This is a genomic window from Micromonospora sp. NBC_00821 (genome assembly GCF_036347035.1).
Classification (GTDB): Bacteria; Actinomycetota; Actinomycetes; order Mycobacteriales; family Micromonosporaceae; genus Micromonospora; species Micromonospora hortensis.
On the sequence record NZ_CP108880.1, the window covers coordinates 3,819,376 to 3,833,279 of the forward strand.

The window sequence follows — 13,904 nt, forward strand, 5'->3', positions numbered from 1 at the left end:
TAAACCTCGCGAGCCCACCTGGTGTCTTGCTGGTTGACGAGGCCGGGAGGTCAGATGAGGGATTCGCGCGGGGCGGAGTTCGACGACTTCGTTCGCTCACGGTCGGGGGTGCTGTTGCGGGTTGCCTTCCTGCTGACCGGAGACCGGCACGCGGCGGAGGACCTGCTTCAGGAGGTGCTGGAGCAGATGTACGTGCGTTGGCGTCGGGTGCAGAGCAGCCCGGAGGCGTACGCGCGACGTGCGCTGGTCAATCGGTCGATCAACCGGTGGCGGTGGCGTTCCCGGCGTCCGGAACAGTCGCTGGGCGACCACGACGGGGTTGCCCGGGACCACGCCGACGTGGTGGCGGTTCGCGAGCTGGTCGTCGGGGCGCTGCGGTCGTTGCCGGCTCGGCAGCGGGCCGCTGTCGTGCTCCGTTACCTGGAAGACCTGCCGGTCGTCGACGTCGCGGCGGCGATGGGCTGCTCCGAGGGCGCGGTGAAGAGTCACGCCTCCCGTGGGTTGGCTCGGCTGCGAGAGGCGCTGGCCGGATCGAACCTCGTCATGCCCATCACTGGACCCGGGAGTTCGCGATGACCATGAACGACAGTGACGTGCGCGGCATCCTGCACCGCGCGACGGATGACCTGGTCAGCCCACCGGGCCTGCTCGCTGAGGTGCGTCGGGGTGGGCGGCGGCGGGTGGTGCGCCGGCGAGCCGTGTTGGCGGCGGTCTGCGCGGTCGTGGTGGCCGTGCCCGTGGCTGGCGTCCTCGACCTGCCCGGCAACGCCGGAGATGCTCCTGTCGCGTCACCGCTGCTCGACCAGCCCACTCGCGGTGATCTGGCCGCCGACGAGGGATACCTGCGGCAGGTCCGCCAGGTGTGGCAGCGCCGGATCAAGGAGGTCGGAGATCGGACGCGCGGCGAGCCGCACGTGGTGTGGGCAGGAGGAACGCCTGCTGGCCCGGCCGCCTACGTCGCCCACGCCACCGCACACGGCACGACGGTGGGGTTCGTCGAACCCACAGCCGGCGGCCCGCGCGTCCGCACCCTGACGCAGGCCACCGACAGCGAAACAGACGGCCTCGAGCAGGCAGTACTGCTCGGACCGCAGCGCGACGTGCTCCTTGTGCTGGACTTCGGGCAACCGGTGCAGTTCTCCCCGCAACTGCGGTACAAGCCAGATGGCAAGGTCGAGCGAACCTTCGAGCCGGTGGCATTCCAGGACGGTGCGGCGGTGTTGTCGGTGTCGCCGCAGCGCACGAAGCTCACCGTCGCGCTCTCCAGGACTCCCGTTGGACGGCAGAACGTGATTCACATCGACGGCACGAGCGAGATCTACTTCCCCGACAACAAGGATCGGTCCGCACCACCGCTTCTTCGTCACACGTTGCCCGGCGCGGAGCAGGTCTGGGGCACCGACCCGGCTGCCAAAGAGGTGAACGCGCCGACGGAAGCCCTCGCCGAATACATCGACCCGGTCGGAGCGCACACGCACAACGGCTCTCCCCTCCTGTGGGTCTACGGGGCAACCCCCGATGGCCAACGGCTCCTCGTGGAAACCGTCCAGTACGACGACGACCCGTCCCGCGTCATCGCACTGCTCGCCCGCAAGTACCTTCCGTTCGAGGCGGTGGCCAGCACGACCGCGGACTGGTCGGCACCCCTACCCGTGCGGCTACGACTGCCCGACGACCAGGGCGTTCTCGTCGCCGCCGAGGGGTCAGCGCTGAGCTACCGGGTCGGCGACGGCCAGTGGCAGGACGCCGGCCGCAACGCGGCGCTCCTGCCCGCGACCGCGACCGAGGTACGGGTCACCAACGACAACGGGACCAGCACCAACGTCCCGGTCGCTTCCTGAATCAGCTCCCCGGCAACGGTAAATACCGCGCTCACCGACGCTGTGATGGCTACCTTCACCTACGGGCTGGTCGGTGAACGGTGTCACCCGGCGTGTGTATCGGCGGCACGACGCCTCACCGCAACCCTTGACGACAGGGGAAGGTCGAGATGTCCGGCGCAGCGTTCGCCACGGCAGGCGCTGCGCCGTTGCGTCCCACCCAGCTGCTTCGCCGCAACAGGCCGTTCCGAACGCTCTTCTCGGCACGGCTCGTCTCGTACGCGGGCGATTCACTCAGCCTTGTCGCACTGATCTTCCACGTCGCCGAGACGACGGGTAAGGGGCTGGCAGTCGCGCTTCTGCTCCTTGTCGGAGACTTCGCTCCGTCCCTGTTGGGTCCCTTCACCGGTGCCCTCGCCGATCGGCTCAATCTGCGACGGTTGATGGTCGTCTGCGAACTCATCCAAGCTGTGGTCCTGCTGGTCATCGTGCTGACGATGCCCTCGCTGCCGGTGCTGCTGGCACTCGTCGCGATTCGCGCCACCGCCTCGCAGCTCTTCCAACCGGCGTCTCGGGCGGCGGTGCCCGCACTGGTCGGTGACAGTGGCCTGGAAACCGCCAACTCCACCCTCGGGTTCGGCTCCAACGCGGCGGAGGCGGTCGGCCCCCTGCTCGCCGCAGCCCTGTTCCCGCTGGTCGGACTGCGTGGCGTGCTGCTCGTCGACGCCGTGTCGTTCCTGGTCTCGGCCGTGCTGCTCGCGACGCTCCCCTCACTTCCGCCGGCCACCGGCGATGGGCACCAGCCGTCCCTGCTGCGACAGGCCAGAGCGGGCATCGGTTATCTGTTGAGTGTTCCGACGGTGCGGGTGATCTTCCTTGGCTTCACCGCTGTGGTCGCCTTCAACGGGGTCGACGACGTGGCCCTGGTGCTGTTGGCCCAGAAGACCTTCCACGTCGGTGAATCCGCTGTCGGGCTGCTGCTGGGCGCTGTCGGTGTCGGACTGGTGGCCGGATACGCCATGTTGTCCAGATGGGGCTCGCGGGCATCGATGCCGCTGCTGCTGATCGCGGGCTTCGCCGTCAGCAGTGTCGGCAACCTGCTGACCGGGCTCGCCTGGGCCGTCGCCGCCGCGATCGGGCTGCAAGCCGTCCGTGGGTTCGGGTTGGCGGCCATGGACGTCGCCTCCAGCACGCTGCTGCAACGTACGGTGCCAGCGGGAATGCTCGGCAGGGTCTTCGGCAATCTGTACGGTGCGATCGGGGTCGCCGCCGCTACGTCCTACCTCGCCGGTGGTGTCCTGTTGGACGCCACGTCCGCCCCGGTGACCCTGATGGTCGCGGGCATCGGCGGACTGGTGGCTACCGGAGTCGTCGCGCTGCGACTGCCACGGGCGATCCGACGGGCCGACGAGGATGGTGCGACGCCGACGACGACGCCACCCGCGCCGACAATCTGATCAGATCGGGCCGTCGGTGCGCAGCCGTGCGTGCAGGTGCATGTCGTGCCAGCCGTCGGAGTGGCGGACCGACCCGCGGGCCACGCCCTCCTCGGCGAAGCCGGCCCGCGTGGCCACCCGGCACGACGCCGCATTGGCCGTCGAGTGCTCCAGGGCCAGCCGGTGCAGACCGGCCCGCGTGAAACTCCACCGGGTCAGGGCGAGCAGCGCCTCGGTGGCGAGACCCTGGCCGCGCGCGGCGGGCACCAACCAGTACGACAGCTGCGCCGACGCCTCGACCAGCAGCACGCCCCGCAACCCCACCTGACCCAACGGCCGGTCGTCGGCGTCGACGATCGCCCAACTGGCCGACGTCTCGTCACGCCAACGACCGACCCACTGCGCCGTCCACGCCCGCGCCTCGTCGTCGCCGTCCACGCGGCGGACGTGCCACCGCTGGATCCGCGGACAGTCGAAGGCGGCCCGGACGGCCGGAGCGTCGTCGTCGCGCCACGGCCGCAGGGCCAGCCCGGGTCGTACCGGAAGGTGGGGTTGCTCCTGGGCGGCGAGGCTCCCGGCGGGCAGGGCTGGTGCGACGAGCAGCGGCATCAGCCCATTATCGGGCCGACGGCCTCACTCACCGGTCGGGCCGCCCGCGAGTTCGGCGACGACGTCGAGGTGACCCAGGTGACGGGCGTACTCCTGCACCAGGTGGAACAGCACCCGCTCCAGCGACGCCGGGTCCGCGCCTCTCCAGCGCGGGCCCGGCGCGCCGATCTCGGCCAGGTCGTGCGCCGTCACCACGGCCGTGGTGTGCGCGCCCTGCGCCCGCAGCGCCGCCACCAGATCCGCCCGGGTCTCGTCAGGAGCGACGTACCAGCGGTCGTCGCGACGGTCGCCCCACGGCTCGGCGACGTCCCGGCCCTGGAAACCCCACTCGATCCAACGCAGCTCGACGTGGCGCAGGTGGGTGAGCAGCTCCAGTGGGGTCCACCCGGACGGCAGCCGACTGCGCCGCAGTTCCGGCTCGGCCAGCGCCGACACCTTGGCCACCGCGGACTCGCGGAAGTAGTCCAGGTAGCGCAGGAAGACCTCGGTGCGGCTGCCGGCCGGGTCGGTGGGCTCAGGGAACGAGGTCATGATCCCGCCGGCAGGTCACGGCCGCGCTGACGCACCCCGGCAGCGCCGTACGGGTAGTCGCCCACCAGCGGGGCGCTCGCCTCGTCCAGCAGCCGCATCTGCTCGGCGTCGAGGACCAGGTCGGCGGCGGTCAGGTTGTCGTCGAGCTGCTCGGTGGTCCGCGCGCCGAGGATCACCGAGGTGACCGCCGGTCGGGCCGCCAGCCAGGCCAGCGAGACCGCCGACATGGACACGCCACGGTCCTCGGCGATCTGGCGGACCGCGTCGAGCACCCGCCAGGTGCGCTCCTCGGCGTTGCGACCCGCGTACGCCTCGACGCCGCGCTGCGGGTTCTCGCCGAGCCGGGTCGCGCCGGTGGGCGTGCTGTCGCGCTGGTACTTGCCGGTCAGCCACCCGCCGCCCAGCGGTGACCACGGCAGGATGCCGATGCCCTCGTTCTCGCAGACCGGCACCAACTCGAACTCGATCTCCCGGGCCAGCAGGTTGTACTGCGGTTGCAGGGTCACGATCGGGGTGAGGTTGAGGTGCTGGGTGAGCAGGGCGGCCTTCTGCAACTGCCAGCCGGTGAAGTTGCTGACCCCCGCGTAGCGGATCTTGCCGGCGCTGACCGCGTCGTCGAAGAACCGCAGCGTCTCCGGCAGCGGGGTCAGCGGATCCCAGGCGTGCGCCTGGTAAAGGTCGACGGCCTCGACGCCGAGTCGGCGCAGGCTGGCGTCCAGGGCGCGGGTGAGGTGCACCCGGGACAGGCCGGCGTCGTTGGTCCCCGGGCCCATCGGGAACCGGCCCTTGGTGGCGATCACCAGGCGGTCACGCAGGTCGGGTCGGCTGCGCAGCCAGCGCCCGATGATGTCCTCGGAGACGCCGGTGGAGTAGACGTCAGCGGTGTCGATGAAGGTGCCGCCGGCCTCGACGAACCGGTCCAGTTGGGCGAAGCTGCCGGCCTCGTCGGTCTCCGCGCCGAAGGTCATCGTGCCCAGACACAGGGTGGACACCACGGTGCCGGTCTTGCCCAGAGTGCGATAGCGCATATCGTCCTTTCGGTCCGAGTGACAAAGCTGATCTTCGCACCCGCCTCGGCCACCCGCATTCGGGACAGTGCCGAACGCCGGTTGGGGCACCCACGCGGCGACGCCGCAGGTCATCATGAGCGGGTGAGCGAGCCCGCGATCGAGATCGACCGACCTCAGCGGCCGACCCAGTCGCCGCCGTCGGGGCGGGCGCCGGAGCCCGGCGCTCGTACCCGTGGCCCGTGGCTGGTGGCCGCCGCGACCACCGTGACGCTGCTGCTTCTCGCGGGCCGTTACGGCTATCACCGCGACGAGCTGTACTTCCTGCTCGCCGGTCGGCACCTCGACTGGGGCTACGTCGATCAGGGGCCCCTGGTCCCGGTGCTGGCCCGGCTGCTCGACACGATCGCCCCGGGCAACCTGGTGGTGCTGCGGACCCCGTCGGCGGTGCTGGCCGGCGCCGCGGTGCTGCTGGTCGCCGCCATCGCCCGGGAGCTGGGCGGTGGCCGGGTCGGGCAGCTCTTCGCGGCGGTGCTCGCCGCGCTCTCCGGCATCGTGCTCGCCAGTGGTCACCTGCTCAGCACCACCACCGTCGACCTGCTGGTCTGGTTGGCCGCGGCGTGGTGTGCGGTGCGGTTGCTGCGCACCGGTGACAGCCGGTGGGCGCTGGGCATCGGGCTGGCGCTCGGTGTGGGCATGCTCAGCAAGCTGCTGCCTGCACTGCTGGCCGTCGGCCTGGTCGCCGGAGTGCTCATCGCCGGGCCGCGTCGACTGCTGCGCGACCGGTGGGTGCTCGCCGCCGCCGGGATCACCGTGCTGCTGGCCGCGCCGAATCTGATCTGGCAGGCGACAAACGGGTTTCCGCAGCTCGGCGTCGCCGGGTCCATCTCCGACGGTGACAGCTCCTACAGTGGCCGCCTTGAGGCCTTCACCCTCCACTTCGTCATCATCAGCCCGTACGCCGTACCGATCTGGATCGCCGGCCTCGTCGCGCTGCTTCGCCGACCGGCGTGGCGGGCCTACCGGGCGGTGGGCTGGGCGTGGCTGGTGGTGGTCGGCGTCGTGCTGATCGCCGGCGGCAAGGGTTACTACGACGCGCCGTTGTTGCTGGTCCTCACCGGCGCCGGCGCGCTGGTCACCGTGGCGTGGGCGTCGCGCGGGTCGTTCTGGTGGCGTCGGGGGTTGCTCGCGCTGGGCGTGGTGCCGTTCCTGCTGCCCAACGTCGTGCTGCTGCTGCCGGTGCTGCCCGCCGACCGGTTGCCCGGTTTCGTGGTCGACGTCAACTACGACGCCGGCGAGACGATCGGTTGGCCCGAGTTCGCCGACTCTCTCGCGGTCGTCCATCGTGGCTTGCCGCCGCAGGAGCGTTCGCGGGCGGTCGTCCTCACCGGCAACTACGGAGAGGCCGGCGCGGTGGCCCGCTACGGGCCGGCCCGTGGTCTGCCCCGGGCGTACTCGGGGCACAACAGCATGGTCGACTTCGGTCGGCCGCCCGCCGACGCGGACGTGGTCGTCGCTGTCGGCTGGGAGCGCCCCGACCAGCTCACCACCTGGTTCGAGCAGTGCACCCTCGCCGGGCGGGTGGACCAGCGCGTCGAGGTCGACAACGACGAGAACGGCGGCCCGATCCACGTGTGCCGGGGGCTGCGGCGTCCGTGGGCGCAGATCTGGGACACCGAGGTACGCCACACCGGCTGACAGTGCTCACCCGGCTGCGCCGGGTCGGGGTCAGGCTCCGCCGGTCAGCCAGGCCTGGATGCCGACCAGGGCCTCGGGGCCGGAGGTGGCATCGACGTCGCGGGCGAGATCGGCGATCGTGACCGCGGCGAGCGCCTGGTGCCACGCGGCCTCGGCCGCCCACATGGCGCGGGACACCGGACACGGCGTGGTGCAGGCGTCGGCCGGTGTCGCGAACGGGCCGCGCTGGCGGATCTCGGTGCAGACGAAGGCCGGGCCGGGCCCGTCGACGGCCCGGACCACGTCGAGCAGGGTGATGCTCTCCGGTGCGCGGGTCAGCACGTAGCCGCCCGACTTGCCCTGCACGGAGTGGACCAGGCCGGCGCGAGCGAGCGCCTGGAGCTGCTTGGCGAGGTAACTGCTGGAGACGTCGTGCAGGTCCGCCAGCTTGGCCGCCGGAACGGGCGTGTGGCTGACGGTGAGCACCACGCAGCAGTGCAGCGCCCACTCGACCCCGCCGGACATCTTCATGACGTCACCCTAGTCACCCCGATACTCGGACTCGTTGTGTCCGAGTATAGTTACTCGGACAAGGAAGGTCCGAGTAACTGCTGAACCTCAGCAGTCGGACCACGCAGTCACGGGAAGGTGCATGACATGAAGATCGCCGTACTGGGCGGGACCGGCCTCATCGGGTCGCAGGTCGTCAAGATCCTGCAGGCCGCGGGGCACGAGGCGGTGCCGCTCTCGCCGTCCACCGGAGTGGACCTGCTCACCGGGCAGGGCCTGTCCGACGGGCTCGCTGGCGCCGAGGTCGTCGTCAACCTGACGAACTCGCCGACCTTCGACGAGGCCTCGCCCGCGTTCTTCCAGACGACCATGGACAACCTGCTGGCCGCAGCCGCTCGCGCGGGCGTCGGCCACGCGGTGATCCTCTCCATCGTCGGCGTCGACCAGGTGCCCGACCTGGACTACTACCGCGCCAAGAGCCTCCAGGAGGAGATCCTCACGGCCGGTCCGATTCCGTACTCGATCGTCCGCGCCACCCAGTTCTTCGAGTTCATCGAGTCGATCCTGTCCTGGACGGCCGACGACACCACCGTCCGCCTGCCCAGCACGCCGGTGCAGCCGATGGCCGCCGCCGACGTGGCGCAGGCCGTCGCCGAGGTCAGCATGGGCGCGCCGCTGCAGGGCATCCGCAACGTCGCCGGGCCCGATGTCTTCGCCCTCGACGAGCTCGGGCGGATCACGCTCGCCGCCGGCGGTGACCAGCGCACCGTCACCACCGACAACGGCGCGGGCATGTTCGCCGCCATGTCCGGCGACGTCCTCATCGCAGGCGACGACGCCGTCATCGCGCCCACCTCCTACCGGGAGTGGCTCGCGCGCCGGGCCTGAGTGGGCACACCCCGCGTCTCGCGGCGGCGATCGACCGCCGCCGCGACGCGCGGGTACGGCGATACCGTGCTCTCGGCCGTATCCAGTTACTGGCGCGTCCCACCCTGCGACGTGCTGGTCCCGGCCCGCCACTCGTGCGCCAGGATCGCGAAGACGAGCTGGTCGGCCCACTCCCCCCGAAACAGGTAACTCTCGACATGGCGTGCCTCCTGCCGCATGCCGAGTCGCGCCATCAGCCGGGCCGACGCCGTGTTGCGACAGTGGCAGCGCCCGTAGACCCGGTGCGCCGGTGTCCGTCGATCGGCGTCCGGGCGCCGGGGCAGCAGCAGCGGGCTCGCGAGGATCACCAGCCCCGCGACCGTGATCGCCGTACGTGGGCTGGTGGCCTGCGCGAGCAGCCCACCGAGCGCGCTGAGGCTGGCGATGGCCGCGCTGCTGCCGATCGACCAGGCAGAGAGGGTACGGACGATGCGATCCTTCGGAGTCTGTTGAAGGCGGTAGGTGGCGAGCACCGGGTTGTACAGGCTCATGCTGATGATGATCGCCAACTCGACGGCAATCACCGTGGCGAGACCGACCACGCCGGGTTGGACGAACGCGAGGCCGATCAGCCAGATCGCGCGCAGCGTGCCCACGGTGCGGATGATCCGGTGTTGGCCGTGCCGAGCCACCACCCGACGGGCCAGGCGTGACCCGATGAGGCCGCCGACGCAGGGTACGGCGAAGGCGAGGCCGTACTGCCAGGGCGGAAAGTCCAGCTCGCCGAGCAGGAGCACTGCCAGCAGCGGCTCGGTGGCCATGATCAGCCCGGCGACGAGCAACTGGTTGAGGTAGAGCGCCCGCAGACCGGGGTGGGTCAGCAGGTGCCGCCAGCCGTCGAACAGCTCACCGGCCCGGACCCGGCCTGCGCCGGTGCGCCGGGGGTGGTCTTCGTGGCCGCGGATGGCGGTGAGGCCCACCGCGGAGAGCAGGTAGCTGAGCGCGTCGGCCACGACGGTGACGACCGGCCCGAACAGTCCCACCGCCGCGCCGCCCAGCGGCGGCCCGAGCGCGATCGAACTCCAGGTCGTCGACTCGAAACGCGCGTTGGCCACCAGCAGGTCGTCCGGCCGCACGAGGGCCTTGAGGAAGGCGCCGCTGGCCGCGTTGAAGGCGATCTTGGTGGTGGCGAGCACGGCCGAGACGACCAGCAGCTGCCCGAAGCTGAGCCGGTCCAGCGCGTACGCGACGGGGATCGTCAGCAGGACCACGAACCGGGCCAGGTCCATCGCGATCATCACCCGCCGCTTGCGGTGGAACTCCACCCACGGCCCGAGCGGCCACGCGATCAGCGCGCCCACCGCCGGCCCCAGCGCGGCCAACACGGACACCTGGGCGGGGCTGGCCCGCAACACCAGCACGGCGATCAACGGCAACGCCCCGAATCCCAGCCCCGAGCCGTAGGCGCTGACCGCGTACGACGCCCACAACCAGCCGAACGGCCGGCCCAGGGAACGTCTCGTTGACAAGCCCACACCTCCCGCTCGCGACAACTCGTCGTTGACCGGTGTGATCACAGCAAGGCCGGCGACCATGGATCAAACAACCGCATGGGCGGCGAGCCACAACCAGACGTTGTGTCAGTAGGGTTCGGCGGGTGAATCTCGACGCCGTCCGCACCTTCGTCGCCGCCGTCGACGCCGGCCAGTTCCAGGACGCCGCCACGGCACTGTCGATCACCCAGCAGGCCGTCTCCAAGCGCATCGCCGCACTCGAGAAGGACCTCGGGGTACGGCTGTTCACCCGCACCGCGCGCGGCACCCACCTCACCGTCGACGGTCAGACGTTCCTGCCGCACGCCCGCGAGCTGCTGCGGGCCGAGGCACGCGCCGACGCCTCCGTACGCCCCGGCCGCCGGGCACTGCGCGTCGACGTGCACAGCCGACGGATCGCACCGGCGGTGCTGCTGCAGGACTTCCACCGCGCGCATCCCCGCATCGAGCTGGACGTCGTCACCCTCGACGCCGACGTCCACGCCGCGATGGCCGCCGTCGAGGCGGGAACTGTCGACGCCACCTTCCACGCCGTCACCGTCGCCGCACGCCACCTGCCGTCCGCCATCAGGACCACGCGCGTGATCGACGAGCACCACGAGTTGCTGGTCGGCCCCCGCCACGCGCTCGCCAACGCCCGCACCGTCACGCCCGCACAACTCGCCGACCACCGCATCTGGATGCCCGGCATGGCCCCCGGCACCGAATGGGCCGACTACTACGACGAACTCGCCGCCGCGTTCGGCCTCACCATCGACCTGGTCGGACCGGTCTTCGGCAACGAGGCGCTGCTGGCCGAGATCGCCGACTCCACGGAGCTGGCGACCCTCGCCGGCGAGCGCACCCGGTACCTCTGGCCGGACAGCTACGACCTCCGTCGCGTGCCGGTGCGCGACCCGGCCCCGATCTATCCCATGTCCCTCATCTGGCGCGACGACAACCCGCACCCCGCGCTGGCCGCGCTCCGCGACCACCTCGGCTCCCGACGGGTGCGGGCACCCGGCACCGAGGTCTGGCTACCGGCATGGGCGCACCTCAGCTAGCCAGGTCGGCGGCCACCTGATCGTCGTGACGGCGGCGGGCCCTACCAACCGCAGCCATGTGGTGCTCAGCCCAGGCGCGTACCGCTGCCAGCGGTGCGTCCAACGAGACACCCAGATCGGTCAGGGCGTAGTAGACGCGTGGGGGCACTGTCGGCTCGACGCGGCGGGTGACCAGGCCGTCACGGCGCAGGCTCTGCAAGGTCTGCGAGAGCATCTTGTGCGACACCCCGGGCGTCCGGCGGCGCAGCTCGGCGAACCCGAGTTCGCCCGGATGGACCTCAGCGAGCACCTTGATCAGCATCGACGTCCACTTGTCGCCGATTCGGTCGAGCAGCTCCCGGGTCGGGCAGGCCGGGCTGAAGAGATCCCCGGTTACCTCCAGCTCACCAGGTGTCGGTGAAGTGCCGTCTTGTCCGATCATTCGCCGCTCTCCATGATTGAGTAGGTAACCGATGGTAACCGGTGAGGATGAGATGGAAATACGACGGATCCCAACGAATGGCACCGAGCTGAATGTGGCGCTGGACGGTGCCGGCCCGCCGGTGCTGCTGATGCACGGTTGGCCGCACACCTGGCAGGTGTGGGGCTCCGTCCTGCCGCTGATCGCCAGCCGGCGGCGGGTCATCGCGCCCGACCTACGCGGGCTCGGCGACAGCGCCCACGCGGCAGCTGGCTTCGACGCCGCGACCGGTGCCGACGACATGCTCGGGCTGCTCGACGCACTCGGTTTGGACCGGGCGGATGTGGTGGCCCTCGACGCCGGCGTGCCCGCCGCCTTCCTGCTCGGCGTACGGCACCCGACCCGCGTCCGCCGACTGGTCCTCATGGAGGCTGTGCTGCCCGGCCTGCCGGGCGGATTCGCCACGCCGCCGTGGTGGTTCGGCTTCCACTCCGCCCCCGGGCTGGCCGAGACGGTGCTGGAGGGTCACGAGGGCGAATACCTGGACTGGTTCCTCACGGCGGGGACCTACGAGCGCCGGGGCGTGCCGCCGGAGATCCGGGACGCGTTCGTCCACGCGTACACCGGCCGCGAGGCGCTGCGCCGCGGTTTCGGCTACTACCGGGCGGCGGAGCAGAACGCGGCAGCGATCCTCGCGGCGGGACGGCTGACCGTGCCCACCCTCGCCGTCGGCGGCAACACGGTCGGCGACCTCCTGCACCACCAGTTGGCCCCGGTCACCGACGAGTTGACGGGAACGCTCGTCGCGCGCAGCGGCCATCTCGTTCCGCTCGACCGTCCAGACGCCGTCGCCGAGCTGATCCTCGCGTCCCACGGCGGTCAGCACGCTGTCTCGGCGTGTTGACACTCGTTCATCCGGCACTACATTTAACCTGTTGGTTAAGTGAGGTGGGAGGCTCTGGTGTCTGGCAGCGATCAACTCAGCGCGGTGTTCTCGGCGCTCGCCGACCCGACTCGACGGGCGATTCTCGCCGAGTTGGCCGACCGCGACGCCACGGTCACCGAGCTCACCGCTCCCCTCCCGATCTCGATGCCGGCGGTGTCGCGGCACCTGAAGGCGCTTGAGCGCGCTGGGCTCATCTCGCGCACCCGGTCGGGCAAGTTGCGGATGAGTCGCATCGAAGCCGCCCCGCTGCGCGAAGCGGCCGAGTGGATCGAGCGCTACCGCCGGCTCTGGGACACGTCCCTCACCCGCCTCGACGCCCACCTCGCGGCCGTGCAGGCCGTCAGTCGCGCAACGGACCGGCCGGTCCACGACCCGGCGGTCCCCCAACCCCTGAGTCAGGCTCACGACAAGGAGAATTGATGGACAGCGACAAGCCGCAGATCGTCATCTCACGCGTGGTGGACGCGCCACGGGAGCTGGTTTACCGAGCTTTCACCGACCCGGACCACCTGGCGGCGTGGTGGGGACCGATCGGCAACTCAATACCCCGCGAGGAGATGGACTTCGACGTCCGGCCCGGCGGCTACCAGCGGTGGACCGAGGTCTTCCCGACCCAACCCGGCCTTCGCGTCGACGTTCACATCGACCTCAGCGACGTCGCCGACGGTGAACTGCTCGACGGCGTCGCGCACGTCACCGGTCAGCTGCCGGAGGGCATTGAGCCGCACGAGACAAGGATGCGTGTCGAGTTCCACGACGAGGCCGATGGACGGACGCGCCTCGAGATCCGTCAGTGGCTCCCGGGACGGGTGGTTGGCCCCGCCGACCAGGGTTGGAACGAGGCCTTCTCCAAACTGGACACCACATTGCGGAATGCCCACCCCGTCGCAATCGACGTCGAGGTGTAGCGCCATGGCCAAGCTGATCTACGTGACGAACGTGTCCCTCGACGGTTACATCGAGGACGAACACGGCAGCTTCGACTGGACCCCACCCGACGACGAGTACCTCGCGTTGATCACTGATCTCGTCCGGCCCATGGGCACCTACCTCTACGGCCGACGCCTGTACGAGTCGATGGCCCTCTGGGAGACCGAACCCGCCCTGGCCGCACAGTCGAAGCTCACGGCCGACTTCGCCGACGTCTGGCAGACAGCGGACAAGGTCGTCTACTCCACCACGCTGGACGCGACCTCGACCGCCAATACTCGGATCGAAACGAGCTTCGACCCCGCCTCGGTACGCGCCATGAAAACCTCGGCCACCAAGGACCTCACCGTCGGGGGCGCACACCTCGCGGCGCAGGCATTCCGGGCCGGACTGGTCGACGAGTGTCACCTGCTGATCCACCCCATCCTCACCGGCGGAGGCAAGCCCGGGTTGCCCAGCGGCACCCGCCTCGGCCTGGAGCTACTGGACAGTCGCCGACTCAGCAGCGGCGTCGTCCACCTCCACTACCGCGTCCGCACCTGAGACGCGCGTCGGCGTCACCGACACACGTGCAG

At 70.6% G+C, this 13,904-nt stretch carries 16 protein-coding genes; 10 read left to right on the top strand and 6 right to left on the bottom strand.

All coding sequences use genetic code 11. From position 1 onward, the window contains the following. Positions 1-54: 54 nt before the first annotated feature. The 3 genes from OHB44_RS17585 to OHB44_RS17595 all read left to right on the top strand — a co-directional run bounded on the left by OHB44_RS17585 (position 55) and on the right by OHB44_RS17595 (position 3,277). Positions 55-576: a SigE family RNA polymerase sigma factor gene (locus OHB44_RS17585; protein WP_238685618.1), complete on the top strand. Its 522-nt coding sequence runs from the start codon at positions 55-57 to the stop codon at positions 574-576. After that, positions 573-1,841 carry a hypothetical protein gene (locus OHB44_RS17590; RefSeq protein ID WP_330437583.1) on the top strand — a complete coding sequence of 423 codons (1,269 nt, stop codon included), beginning with the start codon at positions 573-575 and terminating at the stop codon, positions 1,839-1,841. The genes OHB44_RS17585 and OHB44_RS17590 overlap by 4 nt, the downstream gene beginning before the upstream one ends. 149 nt (positions 1,842-1,990) lie before the next feature. Further along, entirely contained in the window at positions 1,991-3,277 is a 1,287-nt protein-coding gene (locus OHB44_RS17595; RefSeq protein ID WP_330437584.1) for an MFS transporter, read from the top strand. Here the strand turns inward: OHB44_RS17595 and OHB44_RS17600 are convergent, their stop codons facing one another. The 3 genes from OHB44_RS17600 to OHB44_RS17610 are packed head-to-tail and all read right to left on the bottom strand — an operon-like array spanning position 3,278 to position 5,424. Continuing rightward, positions 3,278-3,865 carry a GNAT family N-acetyltransferase gene (locus tag OHB44_RS17600; RefSeq protein WP_330437585.1) on the bottom strand — a complete coding sequence of 196 codons (588 nt, stop codon included), beginning with the start codon at positions 3,863-3,865 and terminating at the stop codon, positions 3,278-3,280. Between the two features lie 24 nt (positions 3,866-3,889). After that, on the bottom strand, positions 3,890-4,396 hold the full coding sequence (locus OHB44_RS17605) for a mycothiol transferase (RefSeq protein WP_238685614.1): 507 nt from the start codon (positions 4,394-4,396) through the stop codon (positions 3,890-3,892). Continuing rightward, positions 4,393-5,424, bottom strand: a complete 1,032-nt coding sequence (locus tag OHB44_RS17610; RefSeq protein WP_330437586.1) for an aldo/keto reductase — start codon at positions 5,422-5,424, stop codon at positions 4,393-4,395. The genes OHB44_RS17605 and OHB44_RS17610 overlap by 4 nt, the downstream gene beginning before the upstream one ends. Before the next feature lie 123 nt (positions 5,425-5,547). Between OHB44_RS17610 and OHB44_RS17615 the strand changes: the two genes are divergently transcribed. After that, positions 5,548-7,101, top strand: a complete 1,554-nt coding sequence (locus tag OHB44_RS17615) for an ArnT family glycosyltransferase (RefSeq protein ID WP_330437587.1) — start codon at positions 5,548-5,550, stop codon at positions 7,099-7,101. Positions 7,102-7,131: 30 nt separating this feature from the next. Here the strand turns inward: OHB44_RS17615 and OHB44_RS17620 are convergent, their stop codons facing one another. Then, positions 7,132-7,611 carry an RrF2 family transcriptional regulator gene (locus tag OHB44_RS17620; RefSeq protein WP_330437588.1) on the bottom strand — a complete coding sequence of 160 codons (480 nt, stop codon included), beginning with the start codon at positions 7,609-7,611 and terminating at the stop codon, positions 7,132-7,134. 126 nt (positions 7,612-7,737) lie between these two features. On the opposite strand from OHB44_RS17620, the gene OHB44_RS17625 reads away from it, so the two are divergent. Beyond that, positions 7,738-8,478, top strand: a complete 741-nt coding sequence (locus OHB44_RS17625; RefSeq protein ID WP_330437589.1) for an SDR family oxidoreductase — start codon at positions 7,738-7,740, stop codon at positions 8,476-8,478. An 86-nt stretch (positions 8,479-8,564) separates the two neighbouring features. Here OHB44_RS17625 and OHB44_RS17630 read toward each other — a convergent pair whose 3' ends face one another. Then, the gene (locus OHB44_RS17630; protein WP_330437590.1) at positions 8,565-9,986 is read right to left on the bottom strand and encodes an MFS transporter; all 1,422 of its coding nucleotides are present in this window, start codon (positions 9,984-9,986) and stop codon (positions 8,565-8,567) included. A 128-nt stretch (positions 9,987-10,114) separates the two neighbouring features. Here OHB44_RS17630 and OHB44_RS17635 point away from each other — a divergent pair, with 128 nt between their 5' ends. Next, complete coding sequence (locus tag OHB44_RS17635; RefSeq protein ID WP_266302478.1) at positions 10,115-11,053, top strand: LysR family transcriptional regulator; 939 nt, start codon at positions 10,115-10,117, stop codon at positions 11,051-11,053. Here the strand turns inward: OHB44_RS17635 and OHB44_RS17640 are convergent. Next, the gene (locus OHB44_RS17640) at positions 11,046-11,474 is read right to left on the bottom strand and encodes a winged helix-turn-helix transcriptional regulator (RefSeq protein WP_266302477.1); all 429 of its coding nucleotides are present in this window, start codon (positions 11,472-11,474) and stop codon (positions 11,046-11,048) included. The genes OHB44_RS17635 and OHB44_RS17640 overlap by 8 nt on opposite strands. Before the next feature lie 52 nt (positions 11,475-11,526). On the opposite strand from OHB44_RS17640, the gene OHB44_RS17645 reads away from it, so the two are divergent. From OHB44_RS17645 to OHB44_RS17660, 4 genes are read left to right on the top strand one after another with little or no spacing between them, the layout of a single operon-like run. After that, positions 11,527-12,357, top strand: coding sequence for an alpha/beta fold hydrolase (locus tag OHB44_RS17645; protein WP_330437591.1), 831 nt, complete (start codon positions 11,527-11,529; stop codon positions 12,355-12,357). 57 nt (positions 12,358-12,414) lie between these two features. After that, a complete protein-coding gene (locus OHB44_RS17650; RefSeq protein WP_330437592.1) occupies positions 12,415-12,819 on the top strand; it encodes an ArsR/SmtB family transcription factor in 405 nt (134 codons plus the stop codon). Beyond that, positions 12,819-13,307, top strand: coding sequence for an SRPBCC domain-containing protein (locus OHB44_RS17655; RefSeq protein WP_330437593.1), 489 nt, complete (start codon positions 12,819-12,821; stop codon positions 13,305-13,307). The genes OHB44_RS17650 and OHB44_RS17655 overlap by 1 nt, the downstream gene beginning before the upstream one ends. A 4-nt stretch (positions 13,308-13,311) precedes the next feature. Next, entirely contained in the window at positions 13,312-13,872 is a 561-nt protein-coding gene (locus tag OHB44_RS17660) for a dihydrofolate reductase family protein (RefSeq protein ID WP_330437594.1), read from the top strand. Positions 13,873-13,904 lie beyond the last annotated feature (32 nt).

Bases quoted from the DNA above. Each gene is read 5' to 3' on its own strand.
- OHB44_RS17585 (WP_238685618.1), top strand. From the start codon at position 55: ATGAGGGATTCGCGCGGGGCGGAGTTCGACGACTTCGTTCGCTCACGG.
- OHB44_RS17590 (WP_330437583.1), top strand. From the start codon at position 573: ATGACCATGAACGACAGTGACGTGCGCGGCATCCTGCACCGCGCGACG.
- OHB44_RS17595 (WP_330437584.1), top strand. From the start codon at position 1,991: ATGTCCGGCGCAGCGTTCGCCACGGCAGGCGCTGCGCCGTTGCGTCCC.
- OHB44_RS17600 (WP_330437585.1), bottom strand. From the start codon at position 3,865: ATGCCGCTGCTCGTCGCACCAGCCCTGCCCGCCGGGAGCCTCGCCGCC.
- OHB44_RS17605 (WP_238685614.1), bottom strand. From the start codon at position 4,396: ATGACCTCGTTCCCTGAGCCCACCGACCCGGCCGGCAGCCGCACCGAG.
- OHB44_RS17610 (WP_330437586.1), bottom strand. From the start codon at position 5,424: ATGCGCTATCGCACTCTGGGCAAGACCGGCACCGTGGTGTCCACCCTG.
- OHB44_RS17620 (WP_330437588.1), bottom strand. From the start codon at position 7,611: ATGAAGATGTCCGGCGGGGTCGAGTGGGCGCTGCACTGCTGCGTGGTG.
- OHB44_RS17625 (WP_330437589.1), top strand. From the start codon at position 7,738: ATGAAGATCGCCGTACTGGGCGGGACCGGCCTCATCGGGTCGCAGGTC.
- OHB44_RS17640 (WP_266302477.1), bottom strand. From the start codon at position 11,474: ATGATCGGACAAGACGGCACTTCACCGACACCTGGTGAGCTGGAGGTA.
- OHB44_RS17645 (WP_330437591.1), top strand. From the start codon at position 11,527: ATGGAAATACGACGGATCCCAACGAATGGCACCGAGCTGAATGTGGCG.
- OHB44_RS17655 (WP_330437593.1), top strand. From the start codon at position 12,819: ATGGACAGCGACAAGCCGCAGATCGTCATCTCACGCGTGGTGGACGCG.
- OHB44_RS17660 (WP_330437594.1), top strand. From the start codon at position 13,312: ATGGCCAAGCTGATCTACGTGACGAACGTGTCCCTCGACGGTTACATC.